Here is a 16174-nt window from a genome sequence, read left to right as displayed (position 1 = left end):
GCGGCACGATGTCGCACGACTGAGGAGGGCGGGCGATTGGGCGAAGACATGACTGCGTGGGCTGGATCCGCACGAGCCACCGCTGCGGCATGCGGACGAGCGACCGCGAAGCTCCGCAGGCTCCTGGTATAGGATGATTCGCTCGTGAACACCGACCCTCGAGCCGAGCACGTGGCCGCCGATGAAGGGCCGCCGCCGTGCAGTTGACCGCCGCACTCGCGCGCGAGGCGCGCACGCTCCTCGCGCCGTACGCGCGTGGCCGGACCTTCGGGGCCGGCGACCTCCTTTGGAGGGAGGGCGATGAGTCGGGGACGCTCGTCGCCATCGAGTCCGGCCGGGTGAAGATCTACCGGGTGCTGCCGACCGGGAGCGCGGTCACCATCTATCTCTTCGGACCCGGAGACGTGTTCGGTTTCATGCCGTTCCTCGACGGCCGCCCGTATCCGGCCACGGCGCAGGCGCTCGACGACGTCACGGCACTGGTCGTGTCCCGGAGCGACCTCCTCCTGGCGTTCCAGCGGGATCCTCAGGTCGCGTTCGCGCTGGTGAGGCTCCTCGCGACGAGGCTGCGCGAGGCGTTCGACCGGATAGAGCGCTCATCCATCCCGGAGGTGCTGCCGCGTGTCGCGTCGGCGCTCGCCTCGCTCCTGCCGGCGGGCGTACGCCCCGGCGCCCTCGTCGTGCTGGAGCTGCCCGTGCGCGCGCGCGAGTTCGCGGGGGCCATCGGAGTCGCCCCGGAGAGCTTCTCGCGCGCCATCACCAAGCTCGTCGGAGAGCGCGTCCTGCACCGGCTCGGACCACGCCGGTACCAGGTGCTCGATCCGGCCGCACTCCGGCGCGCCGCCGGAGCCGGCGCGCACGAGCCCTGAGCAGCCCTCCCTACGGCTCGGGCGCGCCAGGCGCGTCTGGCGCCGAGGGATGCGCCACCTCGACCACGCGCCGGAGCCGGACCTTCGCACGCTCGAGCAGGTCGTAGATGAGCGGGACGTAGAGGAGCGTGAGAAAAGTGGAGACGACGAGGCCCCCGATCGCCACGATGGCGAGCGGCGAGAGCCGCTCCAGCCCGATCGCCCACTCGAGCGCGATGGGGAGCATCCCGACCGCAGTCCCGGCCGCGGTCATGAGGATGGGGCGGGTGCGGACGCGCACTGACTCGACGAGCGCGTCTTCGATGGACGCTCCGCGCGCCCGGGCCTCCTGGATAAAGTCGATGAGGAGGATGCTGTTCTTCACCACGATCCCGGCGAGCAGGATCATGCCCATGAACGACGGCATGCACTGATGCTTGCCGGTCACCAGCATCGCCCACGCCGCCCCGATGAGGCCGAGCGGAATCGCGACCATGATCGTGAGGGGGTGAAGGAACGACCGGAAGGCGGGGACGAGCGAGAAGTACAGGAGCACGAGCCCCAGCAGGAGCGCCGCCATGAGCGCCGAGAAGGACTCCGCCATGGCCTTGCGCTCGCCCTCGTCCGTGATCGTGTAGCCCGGCGGCAGCTCCAGGCCGGCCAGGGCCGCGTCCACGTTCGCGCCGAGGTGCGTCACGGCGTCGGTGCCGCGGTAGCCGAGCACGTCCACGGTCTCGACCAGGTTCTGGCGGGAGTGCAGCGTCGGGACGATCGCGCGGCTCACCTCACCGAGCGAGGACAGGGGCACGGGTCCGCTGGCGGTGAGGATGGGAAGCGTGGCCAGGTCCCCTTCGGCGGTGCGGCGCGCGGCAGGCGCCTGGAGCCAGATCGGGAACGAGTCCTGCTGCGGCACGCGGAAGAGCGTCGCCGGGCCACCCTGGACCTGCGCGCCGAGCTGGGCCGCCACCGAGCTCGGATCGGTGCCCGCGAGGCTCAGCAACTCCGGCGAGGGCGCGAAGCGCAGCTCGGCGCGGTCCAGCGTCCAGGTCCGCGCGACGGAGCGGACCCCGCCCGCGGTCAGCATGCGCCGCTCGACGTCGCGGGCGAGCCGATCGAGGACCGCCGGATCTGAGCCCGAGATGACGAGGTCCACGGTGGAGCGGATGGTGGAGAGCGGGGTGGCGCCATAGTCGAACACCGCCGGGTAGCGGAGGCCGGGGAGCTCGCTCAACCTGCGGCGGACCTCGTCCTCGACCTGCCACAGGGTCCGGCCGCGATGGAAGCGGTCGACCAGGTGGACCGTGACGAACGCTTGCTGCGCGTTGCGTCCTGAGCCGAAGGAGAGGACACCGGGCTCGGATCCGAGCGTGGCGGACGAGCGGACGACGCCCCCCTGGTCCCACACGATCTTCTCGACCTTCCCCAGCAGCGCCTCCGCACTGGAGAGGGAAGCGTTCGGGTACGCCTCGAACGTCACCCGGAAGATCCCGGTGTCCATGGGCGGCATCAGATCCCGGCCGACCAGCGGCATGAGGACGCGCCCAGTGAGGACGAGCATCATCACCGCCGGGAGCAGGAACGGCAGGGGGTGTCGGAGCGCGAGCCGGACCGCGCGCGCAAAGAACTCCTGCACCGGTCCGAGCACCCGCCGCGAGACGAACCGGTCGAGGCCCTTCTCCCAGCGCCAGCGTTCCATCCGGCCACCCAGGCGCAGGATCACGGGCGCTAGGATTGGGAGGACCGTGACCGAGACCACGTAGGACGCGAGGAGCGCGATGGAGAGAGTGAGGCTCAGCGGCCGGAGCACCGTCTGGACGAAGCCGCCGATGAAGATGATCGGCATCAGGACCACCACCGTGGCGTAGGTCCCGGAGAGGATCGCGAGCATCACCTCCTCGGTCCCGCCCACCACCGCCTCGCCGAGGTCCTTCCCGAGCTGCTTGTGGTGGCGCTCGATGTTCTCCAGCACCACGATGGCGTCGTCGAGGAGCATGCCGACCCCGAGGATCACGCCCGTCAGCGTCACCATGTTGAGCTCGAAGCCGAAGAGCCACATGAACGCGAAGGTGACGAGGTACGTGAACGGGATCGAGATCGCGGCCAGCAGCATCCCGCGCACGTCGGCGAGGAACAGGAATATGACCAGCGCCGTCATGAGGATGGCGTCGCGCAGGGCGTCCGCCATGTTCGAGACGCTCTTCTGGATCAGCTCGCCCTGCGTGTCGGCGACCTCGAAGGCCAGGCCGGGATAGTCGCGCTCGAGGTGGGGGAGCGCCTTCATGACCGACTGGATGGTGGGGAGCGCGTGACCCGACAGCGGCCGCTGCACGTTGATGCCGATGGCCGGCTTCCCGTTCCCGTGGAACGCGGAGAGCCGCTCCTGGACGCCCGGCGCGGCCGTCGCCACGTCGCGCAGGTAGATGGGGGCCCCTGGTCCCGCGCTCACCACCGCCGCGGCGACGTCCTCCACCGTCCTGAATTCCCCGGCCGTCTTGAGGAGCAGGTGCGTCGCATCGGTGACGACGAGGCCCTCCGGGATGTTCCGGTTCAGCCCCGCCAGAGCGGTGGCGACCTGCCCGGGCGAGAGCCGGAACGCCTGCAGCCGGTCGGGATCGAGCGAGACGCGCACCACGCTCTGGTATCCCCCGAACACCTCCACGTTTCCGATCTCGGGGAGGCGGAGGAGCCGCTCCTTGATCGGGTTCTCCGCGAGCCGCCGCACCATGGCGAGGTCGAGGTGCGCGCCTTCCTTGGACCGTATCGACAGGGTGAGGACCGCCGGCGTCGCGGAGGAGACCTTGAAGACCTGGAACGGCCGGAGATCAGGCGGCAGCAGCGGGCGGATCTTGTCGAGCGCGCTCCGCACGTCCGTCGCGGCCGAGTCGAGCCCCTTCTCGTACTCGAACTCCGCGTTCACGACCGAGACCTCGTCGTTCGAGGTGGAGGTCACGCGGCGGACGAGGTCGATGGTCTTGACCTCCTTCTCGATCACGCGGCTCACCTCCGCCGAGACGTCGTCGGCGGAGGCCCCCCGCCAGACCGTGACGACCGCGATCTGCGGCCGCTCGCTGTCCGGGAAGAGGTTCACCGGCATCCGGAAGTAGCCGACCACCCCCACCACCGAGAGGAGCAGCACCAGCGAGAGGAGCAGGTGCGGCCGCTTCACGTACCGCGCGACGTAGCTCACGGTCGAACCTCCCGGGCCTCACGAACGAGCGGCGCCGCGGTCGCGCGGAGGGGCGTGCCCGCGGTCAGCGCCATGAGCTCGCTCGGGAGGGCGGTCACCACGAGGTCCCCGGGGCTCAGGGGTCCGTTGACCACCACCTCGTTCGTGCCGCGCGCGACCACCGAGGCCGGGACCGGCTCGGCGCGTCCGTCCCTGGCGCGCACCACCATCGTCTCGTCCATTCCCTCGAGGAGCGCGAGTGAAGGGACGACCAGCCCGTGCACCGGTCGCACGTCGTAGCTCGCGGCGACGATCGAGCCGGGTCGCAGCCCGAAAGGCGCCTCGGGCAGCACGGTCTCAACGGCGCCGAGGCGGGCGGCGTCGAGCGCTGGGTACACCCGGGTCACGCGCGCGGCGACGCTTTGACCGCCGGAGACGAAGGTCGCCGCCGCGCCCGGTGCAATGCCGGCGAGCGACGACTGGGAGAGCTTCGACAGCAGCCGCGCCTTACCCGAGGCCTGCAGGGTGAAGAGGGGCTTCCCGGGGGTCGCCAGGTCGCCGGGCTCCACCGCCCTCCCGGTGATCACCCCGGCATAGGGCGCGACCACGTCCGCGTAACCCCGCGCGGTCCGAGCGGTCTCGAGCGCGCGCCGGGCGCCGATCTCGGCGGCGCGAGCGCCCTCGAGCTGCGCCCTGCTCGTGTCCAGCGCCTGACGCGAGATGGCCTTCCCGGCGAACAGCGCCTCGTCGCGGCGGTTGACGGCCTGCTGATGGGCGAGCTCCTCGGTGGCGGCCGCCAGCCGCGCCCGGGCGGCCGCCGCGGCGTCCTCCAGCGTGCGAGGATCGATGCGGGCGAGGACGTCTCCCCTGGCGACCCGGTCCCCTTCGCGCCGGAGGACCGCGACGAGCGTCCCTCCGACCTGCGCTGCGACGGTCGTGGCGGTGTCCGCCTGGACCAGCGCGACCGTGCGAACTCCCTCCGTGACGGCGCCCTCCCGGACGGCGACGAGGCGCACCGGCACCGGCGCCGCGCCAGGAGATGCGAGGGAGGCGAGCTCGCGCTTGCGGTGCACCACCACCCCCAACCCGGCAGCCACGACGGCCACCACGACCACGGCGACGACGATCTTCCTCACGGCGTTCCTCCGATGCCCGTCACCAGGGCCAGGTAGTCGTAGGCGCTCTGGAGGCCGTAGAGTCCCTGCCAGTAGCCGGTCTCACCCTCCAGCGCCTGGGCGCGCGCCGCGAGGTAGTCCTCCACCTTTCCCCTGCCCGACTCGAGCTTGAGCTTCTCCACGCGGGCGACCTCCGCTCCGAGCGCTCGCTGCGCCTTGCCGGCGTCGAACCCGGCCCGCGCGGCGTCAAGGCGTCCGAGCGCGTCCACCACCTGGCCGCGCACCTCCAGCTCTTTCGCCCGCGCGCGCTCCGCCGCCTGCGCCGCGACGGCGTCGGCCTCTCGGGCCGCGAAGACGCGCCCGACATCGGACAGGATGGGTATCCGGAGCTGCAGCGTGACCTCGTACGTCTCCGGGACCCGCCCGACGTCCCGCCCGCGGTTCCACAGGTAGCTCCCGGCGAGCGCGAGCTGGGGCCAGAAGCCGGCACGTACCGCCCCCGCTCGCTCCTCCTGCGCCTCGGCCGCCGCTCGCGCGCCGGCGAGGTCGCGACGGCCCGTCTGCGCGGCGTCGCTGAGGTCGGCCAAGGACCGCTGGGGGAGCGCGGCCGGCTCGTCCGGGATGTCCTCGAGCTCGTAGGTCACGGCACCGTCCTCGCCCATGATCGCGGCGAGGAGGGCCTGAGAGCTCTGGAGCTGCGCCGTGAGCGCGGCGCGGCGGGCTCGCGCGCTGGCGAGCGCAAAGCTCACCTTGGCCGCATCGGCCGCCGACCACGCCTCGGTCTCCACCTGGAGACGCGCGGACACATCGTCCTGCGTGAGCGCCTGCTCGTAGGCGAGCGATACGTCGAGCGCGTGCCGCGTGGCGAGGACGTTCCGGTAGGCCGCGCGAACGTTGTACCGAACCTCGTCGAGCGCATGCGATGCCTGCGCGTCCGCGGCGCGCTCGGCGAGCCGCGCTGCCCGGTCCCCCCGGACCAGCGCGCCGCCCGCGAAGAGCGGGATCTGCCACGCCGCGCCGAAGTGGAGCTGGTCCCGGTCGAACGGCATCGCGGCCATGGTCGCGGGGGTGATCGGGCCGGTGATAGGACGCACCAGCCGCGCACCCTCGAAGCGGTTGCCGGATGCGACCAGATCCCCCTCCCCCAGGTGGCGGGCGTACGCCTGCATCGAGCGCTCATGCGCGGCCAGCGCCTCCAGCCGGGCGACGCGCGCCGCCGGGCTCGCCGCGAGCGCGCGGACTTCCGCTTCCGGGAGCGTGAGATGCCTCGCTCGCGCGGCGGTCGGTACCGACGCGAGCGACAGCCAGCAAGCGAACGCAGCCAGCTGCGCTGCGCGCCGTGGTGAGCGATCATTCGTACCAGCGCGGCGTCTGCGCATTTCGGCGATCTCCCGTCGGTCCAGCGGGCACCCCGCGCCAGATGCAGAGCGTCCCACCCCTTCCGAGCCGCCAGCGATGGTGTGGTTCCGCCGATTCCGTCATGCGTTGAGCGCAGTCAAACGAATGCACTTTCTTCGTGGAACGCCCCACCCACGCCGTCCTCATTTGCGCGACATCTTCGTCTAATCGAACGCGGGTGCGGCGAAGGCGCGCCGCGATTCTGGAGGGAGCGATGACCGAGGCTCGCGACGAGAGCGTGCTTCGAGCGTTCGTGAAGCGTCACCACGTCCACTACTCGGTCGAGCAAGAGTGGGTGATCACGGGCAACGGTCGGTGGCCCGTCGGCTTCAACGTCCGCCTGTTCGCGGGGCATGACAAACGTGCCCGAGCACTCCCCGGCGGCCCGAAGTCCCGCGCCCTGGCGGCATCTCTCCAATCGCTTGCGGAGACACTCTTGCCGGAGTGCCGGAGCATCGGCCGGATCGAGGTCGAGCCGTTCAGGCCCGCGCTGTACGAGTCGAGCGAGGTGCCGGGTACGGACGAGGTGGCGCTCACGATTCGACTGCTGCGTGACTTCGAGCCGCAAGCGCACCCCGCTGGCGCACCCGAGGCGTACTGCCTCACCGAGATACGGAGGCGATTGAAGCGCCTGTCTCTGCCCGAGCGCTGAGGGTCCGCACACGGCGCAAGGACGCGCTTGGTGCACCGGCTAAGAAGCCCACTTCACACCGATGCCGACATTCAAGCGTTCCTGGTGGAGCTCCGGGCGTGTGTGCGCGAGAACGGCCTCGTCCTCGTGAACGAGACGAAGCTCTGAAGGACGAGTCGGCGAGGCGGGGACCGCATATATCCCGCCACGTGGCGCCGCCGAACCCGAAAACGCGGCGCGTTGCCTGCACGCAACGCCTGCTCCCCAAGCTGAGCCTATGTTCATCGTCGGTTGATGACCCGGATGACACGTCCGATCGCAACACGGCCACGGATGAACCGCAGGAGCCGACCCCTCGGGCCGGCGCCGAGATCATACCGTGCGTACGGCGGCCTTTGCGCCGCAGCGCCCGGGTCGCTACCATCATGAGCGTCATGCGGGTGCTCCTCGTCTTCATGCTCGTGAACGGGCTCGTGCCCGGCCTGGCCGAAATGGGCGAGGCCGTCGTGCAATACGCGCGGACGGGCCACGTGCCGCACAGTGCGGCCGACCACGGCGATCTCGGCGACCCGAGGTCCGAGCACGGCTGCGGCACGACGCACCATCACTGCACCTGCTGCGCGACCCAGGCGGTCATTCCGCCGGGCGAGGTCGTCGTCGCCTCGCTCGACAGCGCCGCCTCGAGGGTGTTCAACCCCGGCGAGCTGATGATCGCCGCGCGGGAGCCGGCTCGCCCTTTCCGCCCCCCGATCTCCTGAAGCGGTGACGTCTCGTTCGCGCGAGCGCCGGGCACGCCCGGACCTCGCGCGTTCCTCGGACCGGCGGCGCCCTTCGCGCCGGCGGGTCGCACGTCTCGCGTCAGGAGGCAGGACTTGTCGGCACATCGACGATGGACGTGCGCGCTCGTGCTCGCGTACGGGGCGCCCGCGCTCGCGCAGGTACCCACATCCCAGGCATCGCCGCTCCGCTGGGCCGACGTGGCCGCGACGATCGAGCGGGACCCCCGGGTCACAGCGTCGCGCTCCCGGGTCCGCTCGGCCGAGGGAAGCATCACCGCCGCACGGACGCCTCCGAACCCGGAGGTCGAGGCCACGATAGGCCGGGGCATTGCGCGCGAAGGTCCTGCCCGCCGGGACGAGTGGGGACTCGCGATCTCGCTCCCGCTCGACTGGCTCGCGCGACGCGGGCCCGAGATCGAGGCGGCTCGCGCGACGGTGGACGAGGTGACCATGGAGAGCGCGGCGCTCCGCGCAGAGGTCTCCGCTGAGTTGTGGCGGCTCTTCGTCAGCGCAGCATACGCTCAGGCCGAAGTCGAGACCCTCGAGGCGACGGAGCAGCAGGTCGATGCGCTGACGCGGCTCGTCCGGCGCAGGGTAGCGGTGGGCGAGGGGCGCCCGGTCGAGGTCCCGCGGGTGGAGCTCGAGCTCGAGCGTGTGCGGAACGATGTCGCGTCCGCCCGCGGGAGCCGCGACGCCGCGGTCGCGCAGCTCGGTGCCTGGCTCGGTGCGACCATCAGCCGCGTCGAGGTTCCGCCCACGCCGCCCCAGGTCGAGGACGCCGCCGCGGCAGGCGACCTCGCCTGGCACCCGCGCGTGCGAGCGGCCCTCGCGCGCGCCACGGCGGCCAGGGCTGAGGCCTCGACCGCGCGGCGGTCGAGGATCCCGGCCGTGACCCTTGGTGGCTTCTACTCGAGCGAGCTGGACCGGGAGGCGATCGGTGGCCGACTCGCGGTCGAGCTGCCGCTGTGGGACTGGAAGTCAGGCCGCGTCCGCCGCGCCGAGGCAGCCGCGGACGAGGCGGCGAGCCGGGCGGACGCGGAGCGCCGAGCCGTCACGGCGGCGATAGCAGACGCGGTCTCGGCCTGCGCACGAACGCGCGCCATCGCGGACCGCCAGAGAGCCGACATCCTTCCTCGCGCCGAGGATTCGGCCCGCACCCTGGAGCGCACGTTCCAGCTCGGCGAGGCGGGGATCCTCGACGTCATCGACGCGCGACGGGTGTTGCTCGCGGCCCGCCGCGACGTCCTCACGAGCGCCCGCGAACGAGACATCGAGTGTGGCGCTCTCTTCCTGCTGTCCGGTCGGGAGCTGCCATGATCCGCTGCAAGCTTAGGGGCGTCCTGCTCGCCGTCGCGCTCCTCGCGGTCGCGTGCCGAGGAAGCGGAAAAGCGGAAGTCGCGGGCGAGCTGATCGCCGACCCGCACGGCGGCGACTCCGGCCGCAGGCAGCCCGGCGCCCCGAACGCCGCGTCGGCGCCCGCCGCTCGCGAGGAGACGGACCCTAGCCGGCGCGGCGATGAGAAGATCTCGGACCTCGACCGTTCCGTCGAAGACCTCTTCGCGGCGATGTGCGAGCACGGAAAGAAGACTCACGAGTGCGACGAGTGCCGCTACGAGGTCGGCGTCGTTCGCGTTCCCGAGAAGCTCGTCCAGGGCGGCCTCGTGAAGAAGGCGAGCATCTCGAGGCGCCGCGTCGAGGCGCCGATCGTGCTAACGGGCGAGGTCCGGTTCGACGAGCGGCACGTCACCCACGTCTCGCCGCGCGTCGAGGGTATCGTCCGGAAGGTCCACGCGACCCTAGGAGAACGGGTCCGGCCCAGCCAGCCCATCGTCGAGCTCGAGAGCGTGCAACTCGGCGAGGTGGAGAGCGACTACCTCGCCGCGCAGGCGGCGCTCCGGCTCGCGCGCTCCAGCTTCCAGCGGCAGGAGCAGCTCCGGAAGGAGCAGATCTCCTCCGAGAAGGAATACCTGTCCGCGCGCCATGATCTCGAGGCCGCGCAGATCCGCGCTCGCTCGGCGCAGGAGAAGCTCACGCGGCTCGGCGTGGGCGCCGGAGAGGTCGAGCGGCTGGGGACGGCGGGCCGGAGCGCGGGTGAAGGCGCTCTCGTCGTCCGTGCGCCCGCGGACGGGATCATCCTCGAGATGCGCGCGGTGCCGGGCGAGCTCATGAAGCCCGACGAGAGCATCGTGACGGTGGGCGACGTCTCGTCGATGTGGGTGTGGGCGGATCTCCACGAGGAGCAGCTCGGGCGGGTCCTCGACGCGCAGCGGGGTGGAAAGCTCCGCGCCGAGATCGCCGTGAAGGCCTTCCAGGACGGCTCGTTCCCGGGCGCCGTCGACTTCGTCGGGCCGGCGATGGACGAGCGGACCCGGACGGTGAAGGTGCGGGTGGCCGCTCCGAACACCGACGCGAAGCTCCGCGCCGGGATGTTCGCGACCGTCCGGATCTTCCTGCCCGGGCAGGAGGAGGCGCTCGCCGTTCCGAGGGCGGCAGTGCTCTCGGACGAGGGGCGGTCCTTCGTCTTCGTACACCACCACGGCGACTACTGGGTTCGGCGCCCGATCGAACCGGGCCGGAGGTGGCTAGACTGGGTCGAGGTGAAGCACGGCCTCTCGGGCGCCGAGACGCTCGCGGCCGAGGGAGCCTTCCTGCTGAAGTCTGACGTCCTGCGCTCGAAGATGGGCGCCGGTTGCGCAGATTAGGGGCGGCGATGCGCTTCATCGAGTGGCTCCTCAAGAACCGGCTCCTGGTCCTCGCGCTCACCGCGTTGCTTTCCGTTGCGGGCTGGGTCGCGTGGAAGCGCTTGCCCATCGACGCCTTTCCCGACGTGACGAACACGCAGGTGATGATCCTCACGAAGGCGCCTGGCCTCGCGGCGGTCGACGTCGAGCAGCGGGTCAGCTTCCCCATCGAGCAGGCGCTGCGCGGTTTGCCGCGCGTCCTGAGAGTGCGGTCGCTCTCCAAGGCCGAGCTGTCCCAGGTGGTGGTCGTGTTCGAGGACGGCGCGGAGACCTACTGGACGCGGCAGGTGGTCTTCGAGCGGCTGGCTGGCGCCCGCGAGCACCTGCCGCCGGGCGTCCAGCCGGAGCTCGGGCCGATCTCGACCGGGCTCGGCGAGATCTTCCAGTACACGCTCGAGGGAGATGGGCTCTCCCCGATGGACCTGCGAACGATCCAGGACTGGGTCCTCGCCCCGCAGCTTCGCCCCGTCCCCGGGGTGAACGAGGTGAACAGCTTCGGCGGCGAGGTGAAGCAGTACCAGGTCCTCGTCCATCCGGACCGGCTCGTGAAGTACCGGCTCACCATCCGAGACGTCTCCGAGGCGATCGAGCGGTCGAACGGGAACGCCGGCGGCGGTGTGATCGCCGTGGGCTGGGAGCAGACGTACCTCCGCGGCGTCGGTCTCCTCCGCGACGTCCCCGACATCGAGCGGATCGTGCTCCGCGCCTTCGACGGCTCGCCGGTGTACCTCCGCGACGTGGCGGACGTGGTGATCGGCGCGGAGCCGCGCCAGGGCGCCGTGACTCGCGACGGGAACGGCGAGGCCGTGACGGGCATGGTGATCATGCTGAAGGGCGCGAACGCCAAGGACGTCGTCTCCGGTGTGAAGGAAGCGATCGAGCGCGCCCGGGGGACGTTGCCCCAGGGGGCGAGGATCAGCGTCTTCTACGACCGCACCTCGCTCATCGAGGCCTGTATCAAGACCGTCGTCGACGCGCTGCTCGAGGGCGGGATCTTCGTCGTCCTCGTGCTGTTCCTGTTCGTGGCGGAGCTACGCACGGCTGTGGTCGTTCTCTTCGCGCTGCCCTTCACGTTCCTCGTGACCTTCATCGTGATGGGCTGGGCGGGGCTCACCTCGAACCTCATGTCCCTCGGCGGCCTCGCGTTCTCCGTCGGGATGGTCGTCGACGCCTCGATCGTCGTGGTCGAGAACGTGCGGCGGCACCTCGCGGAGGACCGCGAGCGCGATCTCCGCGACGTCATCGCGATGGCAGTGAGGGAGGTCGCGCGCCCGGTGGCGTTCTCGGTGCTCGTGATCGCGGTGATCCTCGTGCCGCTGTACGCGCTGCAGGGCGTCGAGGGGAAGATGTTCGCACCGCTCGCGACGACGATGCTCATCGCGCTGCTCGTCTCGCTCGCCGTGGCGCTCACCGTGGTGCCCGTCCTGTCCGCGTCGCTGCTGAAGCACGGGCCGGAGAAGGAGTTTCGGCTCGTGCGCCGCCTCCACGAGGGCTACCTCTGGCTCCTCCGCCGGGCGGTCGCGCATCCGCACCGAACCATGGCCATAAGCACGGTGGTGCTCGCGGCGTCGGCGGCCCTCGTTCCGCTGATCGGAACCGAGTTCATGCCGCCGCTCGACGAGGGCTCTATCGCCATCAATGTGGTTCGGCTGCCGAACGCGTCTCTCGCCGGGTCGGTGAACGTCGCGAGCTACATGGAGAAACGGCTCCGGGAGTTCCCGGAGGTGGATACGGTCGTGTCGAAGACCGGCCGCGCCGAGATCTCCGAGGATCCGATGGGGCCGGAGCAGACGGACGTGTTCGTCATGCTGAAGCCGCGCCGCGCGTGGAAGGGCGGGCGCGACAAGGCCGAGCTCGTCGAGGCGATGCGTAAGGAGCTCGCCGATGTCCCCGGTCTTCGGCTCTCGTTCTCGCAGCCGATCGCGCTGCGCGTGAACGAGCTCATCTCGGGCGTGAAGAGCGACCTCGCCGTGAAGGTCTTCGGACCCGACCTCGAGGTCCTGAAGGGGTTCGCCGATCGTATCGGCGCTGCGGTCGGCGGGGTCCGAGGCGCGGGCGACGTGAAGGTGGAGCAGGTGTCGGGGATGCCGCAGGTCGACCTTGAGATCGATCGCGAGGCGGCCGCCCGGTACGGCATTCGCGTCGGCGACGTGAACGACACGATCGAGACCGCGATCGGCGGACGGCAGGCGAGCACGCTCGTCGAGGGCCAGCGTCGGTTCGCGGTCACGGTTCGCTTTCCGCAGGAGAGCCGTAAAGACATCGACGAGATCGTGCGGCTGCTCGTGCCTGGCCCCGAAGGCGGCCGCGTTCCGCTCGCCCAGCTCGCCAAGGTGAATCTCGTCGAAGCCCCCGCCCAGGTGAGCCGGGAGAACGGGATGCGGCGCGTCGTCGTCGAGGCGAACGTCCGCGGGCGCGACCTCGGCGGCTTCGTCCAGGACGTACGCACGAGGATTCAGGGGATCGAGAAGGAGCTGCCCCCGGGGTACTTCCTCCGGCTCGGCGGTCAGTTCGAGAACCAGGAGCGGGCGATGAAGCGCCTCGCAATCATCGTACCGGTGGCGCTCGCGCTCGTGTTCCTGCTCCTCTACCTCGCGCTCGGGTCCGTTCCATACGCCGCGCTCGTCCTTCTGAACCTTCCGTTCGCGCTCGTCGGCGGAGTCGTCGCCGTCGTGGTCTTCGGGATGCCGCTCTCGGTCTCCGCCGCCGTGGCATTCATCGTGCTGCTCGGGATTGCGGTCCAGAACGGGGTCGTCCTGGTGGCATTCTTCAAGCAGCTTCGCGAGCGAGGGGTCTCCGTGACCGACACCGTGGAGCAGGGGTGCAACCTGCGCTTCCGCCCCCTCCTGATGACGGCGCTCACGAGCTTCATCGGCCACCTGCCGATGCTCTACGCCACCGGCTCTGGTGCCGACATCCAGAAGCCTCTTGCCGTCGTCGTCATGGGCGGCCTCGTCACGTCGACGCTGCTCACGCTGCTCGTGCTGCCCACGCTCTACGCGTTGTTCGCGGGACGCCAGGGGCGTGTGGCCGCTCCACCCTGACGGCTGCGGGGTGTCGACCACCAACTCGCGGATGATCTCGGAGGCCCGTCGCGAAACGTCCGGCGTTGCCTGCAGGCAACGCCCCCTCCCCGCCGTGAACCTATGCTCCCGATCGATCGCGGTCCGTCGGCCGCGGCGACAGGGAGATGGTCATGATCGAAGCCAGGGAGTTCCTGAAGGCTGGCCAGCTGCTGCACGGTCACAAGTGCCCCGCGATGCCCATGGGGCTCCGCGCCGGCGCGGCGGCCATGAACGCGCTCGCCGTTCCGCGCGCCAAGGACAAGGACCTCTTTGCGATCCTCGAGCTCGGCGACGATCACTGCTCGCACTGCTTCGCGGACGGCGTCCAGATGATCACGGGCTGCACCTTCGGGAAGGGCAACATCCGCAAGGTCCACCACGGCAAGTTCGGCCTCACGCTCGTGGACCGCGGCACCGGCCGCGCCGTGCGCGTGGTGCCGCTCGCGCGCGCGCAGGCCCAGATGAAGCAGACCAAGTTCTTCCAGGAGTACCGATCGAAGGGCACCCCGGCCTCGCAGGTCCCGGACGAGGTGGTCGACCCTCTGATCCAGCAGGTGATGAGCGCGCCGCAGGACCAGATTCTCGTCGTCGGCGCGGAGTTCAAGACCGAGGTCGACAAGACTGGCGAGACCTTCGCCACCCGCCCCTGCCAGGCGTGCGGCGAGATGGTCGTGGACCGCTACATGCGCGTCCTCGGCGACAAGCTCGTCTGCATCCCTTGCCAGGAAGCGTCCCAACTGAGCGGGAAGACCGCATGAGCGGTCGCGACGAGCACGACCACGAGGCGGCTGGCTCCCGCGCCCTGGCCATCGCCCTGCTGATCAACGTCGGCGTCACTGCCCTGGAAGGGGTCGCGGGCGTCCTCACCGGCAGCCTCGCGCTGCTCGCCGACTCGCTGCACAACCTGTCGGATGTCGCGAGCCTCGCGCTGGCGTGGGTTGGCGCGCGCCTGTCAGCGCGCGCGCCGACGCCGTCTCGCACCTTCGGGTTTCTGCGCGCGGAGCCGCTGGTGGCGTTTGTGAACGCGCTCGCGCTCGTGCCGCTCTCCGGCTTGCTCGTCTACGCGGGCGTGCAGCGCGTCGGGGCGGCCGCCGCCGCCGGGCCCACCGTGATGGCGCTCGGCGCCTTCGCGCTCCTCGCCAACGCGGCGTCGGCGCTCGTCCTCGCGCCGCACGGCCGCTCCGATCTCGGAACCCGCAGCGCACTCCTTCACCTCATCGCGGACGCCGGCGCCTCGGGCGCGGTGATCATCGGCGGCGCCCTGATGTGGCTCGGGGTCCCGGGTGTGGATGCGATCCTCTCGATCGGCATCGGTCTCCTCACCGCGAAGGCAGCCCTCGGCGTCCTCCGCGAGGCCGCGCACGTGCTGGCGGAAGGCGCGCCCGAGGGCGTGACCGCCGAGGCCGTCGCGGCGGAGCTCTGCGCCGTCGAGGGCGTGGTGGACGTCCACCACGTGCACGTCTGGAGCATCTCGAGCCACCTTCGTGCGGCAACCGCCCACGTGGTCGTCTCCGACGTGACGAATGCCTCCACGCGCCCGCTCCTGTCGTTGCTCCAGGACCGCCTGCAGGAGTCGTTCGCGGTCGCACACGCGACCTTCCAGCTCGAGACGGTGCCCTGCCGCGAAACGGGCGTTCTCGCGGATCCGCGGCACGTCGGCGGGTTCAACCCGTGATCCTGCTCCTCGCCGGAGGGGTGACCTTCACCTTCACGGTCGTGTTGACGATCGCGGGGGTGGGCGCCGCGTTCATCCTCATCCCGGTGTTCATCGCGCTCGGCATCGAGGTGCACGCCGCGATGGCCACCGCGCTGCTGCTGAACGCCGTCGCGCTCGCGGTCGCCTCGGTCCGGAACGCTCGCAGGGGTTTCATCGATTACCGCACCGGCCTGCCCATTCTGCTCGTCGCGGCGGTGCTGTCGCCGCTGGGCGCCTGGGCGAGCCAGGGACTCGACCGGCGCACGCTCCTCTCGCTGTTCGTCCTCTTCCTTCTCTTCGCCGCCGTGATGATGCTCCGCCCTCTCACGCGGAGCCGGGCCGACCGGCCCTCCACTGGAAGGGGCGCGCTGTTTGGCTCCGCGGTCGGCGCCGCCGCGGGGTTCGTCGGTGGCCTCCTCGGCGTGGGCGGCGGCAACATCATCGCCCCGGTGCTCGTCACCGCAGGCGTGGAGCCGCGCCGCGCGTCGGCGACGACTTCCTTCGCGGTGGTCTTCTCGTCTCTGGCCGGTTTCCTGGCCCATGCCTCGCTCTCTGCGATGGACCCAGCCATCGTCGGGGCCACCGCGGCTTGCTCGGTCGCCGGCGCGCTCCTCGGCTCCTACCTCATGACGGATCGCTTGAGGGGGCCGCAGGTGAGGACGGTGCTCGGAGCCGTCCTTCTGGTGGTGGCGGTGAAGATCGGCTGGGGGCTACTCCCGTGACCGGCGAGCATTC

General features: G+C 70.9%; 12 protein-coding genes. 9 read left to right on the top strand and 3 right to left on the bottom strand.

What is annotated here, in order from left to right; all coding sequences use genetic code 11:
* Positions 1-203 precede the first annotated feature (203 nt).
* A complete protein-coding gene (locus PSR1_RS01755) occupies positions 204-869 on the top strand; it encodes a Crp/Fnr family transcriptional regulator (protein WP_059435926.1) in 666 nt (221 codons plus the stop codon).
* A gap of 10 nt (positions 870-879) precedes the next feature.
* Here the strand turns inward: PSR1_RS01755 and PSR1_RS01750 are convergent, their stop codons facing one another.
* Genes PSR1_RS01750 through PSR1_RS01740 form a run of 3 tightly spaced genes read right to left on the bottom strand, consistent with a single transcriptional unit; the run spans position 880 to position 6565 of the window.
* The gene (locus tag PSR1_RS01750; RefSeq protein WP_059435925.1) at positions 880-4035 is read right to left on the bottom strand and encodes an efflux RND transporter permease subunit; all 3156 of its coding nucleotides are present in this window, start codon (positions 4033-4035) and stop codon (positions 880-882) included.
* Positions 4032-5150: an efflux RND transporter periplasmic adaptor subunit gene (locus PSR1_RS01745; protein ID WP_059435924.1), complete on the bottom strand. Its 1119-nt coding sequence runs from the start codon at positions 5148-5150 to the stop codon at positions 4032-4034. Before PSR1_RS01745 ends, PSR1_RS01750 begins: the two co-directional genes overlap by 4 nt.
* On the bottom strand, positions 5147-6565 hold the full coding sequence (locus tag PSR1_RS01740; protein WP_152643271.1) for a TolC family protein: 1419 nt from the start codon (positions 6563-6565) through the stop codon (positions 5147-5149). Before PSR1_RS01740 ends, PSR1_RS01745 begins: the two co-directional genes overlap by 4 nt.
* Before the next feature lie 176 nt (positions 6566-6741).
* Here PSR1_RS01740 and PSR1_RS01735 point away from each other — a divergent pair, with 176 nt between their 5' ends.
* The 8 genes from PSR1_RS01735 (at position 6742) to PSR1_RS01700 (ending at position 16161) form a co-directional block, all read left to right on the top strand.
* Complete coding sequence (locus tag PSR1_RS01735) at positions 6742-7179, top strand: hypothetical protein (RefSeq protein ID WP_059435922.1); 438 nt, start codon at positions 6742-6744, stop codon at positions 7177-7179.
* 188 nt (positions 7180-7367) lie between these two features.
* A complete protein-coding gene (locus PSR1_RS23695) occupies positions 7368-7916 on the top strand; it encodes a hypothetical protein (RefSeq protein ID WP_152643270.1) in 549 nt (182 codons plus the stop codon).
* 219 nt (positions 7917-8135) lie between these two features.
* Positions 8136-9254 (top strand): TolC family protein, encoded by a 1119-nt coding sequence (locus tag PSR1_RS01725; protein WP_237757782.1) that lies wholly within the window; start codon positions 8136-8138, stop codon positions 9252-9254.
* Positions 9251-10639: an efflux RND transporter periplasmic adaptor subunit gene (locus PSR1_RS01720; protein WP_059435919.1), complete on the top strand. Its 1389-nt coding sequence runs from the start codon at positions 9251-9253 to the stop codon at positions 10637-10639. The genes PSR1_RS01725 and PSR1_RS01720 overlap by 4 nt, the downstream gene beginning before the upstream one ends.
* An 8-nt stretch (positions 10640-10647) precedes the next feature.
* Entirely contained in the window at positions 10648-13722 is a 3075-nt protein-coding gene (locus PSR1_RS01715) for an efflux RND transporter permease subunit (RefSeq protein WP_059435918.1), read from the top strand.
* A 152-nt stretch (positions 13723-13874) separates the two neighbouring features.
* On the top strand, positions 13875-14501 hold the full coding sequence (locus PSR1_RS01710; RefSeq protein ID WP_059435917.1) for an FmdE family protein: 627 nt from the start codon (positions 13875-13877) through the stop codon (positions 14499-14501).
* Entirely contained in the window at positions 14498-15418 is a 921-nt protein-coding gene (locus PSR1_RS01705; RefSeq protein ID WP_059435916.1) for a cation diffusion facilitator family transporter, read from the top strand. Before PSR1_RS01710 ends, PSR1_RS01705 begins: the two co-directional genes overlap by 4 nt.
* Complete coding sequence (locus PSR1_RS01700; RefSeq protein ID WP_059435915.1) at positions 15415-16161, top strand: sulfite exporter TauE/SafE family protein; 747 nt, start codon at positions 15415-15417, stop codon at positions 16159-16161. Before PSR1_RS01705 ends, PSR1_RS01700 begins: the two co-directional genes overlap by 4 nt.
* The last annotated feature ends 13 nt before the right edge of the window (positions 16162-16174 follow it).

The sequence above is a fragment of the Anaeromyxobacter sp. PSR-1 genome (assembly GCF_000964525.1).
Taxonomy (GTDB): domain Bacteria; phylum Myxococcota; class Myxococcia; order Myxococcales; family Anaeromyxobacteraceae; genus Anaeromyxobacter.
The sequence above is the reverse complement of the archived record's forward strand: the minus strand, read 5'-3'. Positions and strand labels throughout refer to the sequence as shown.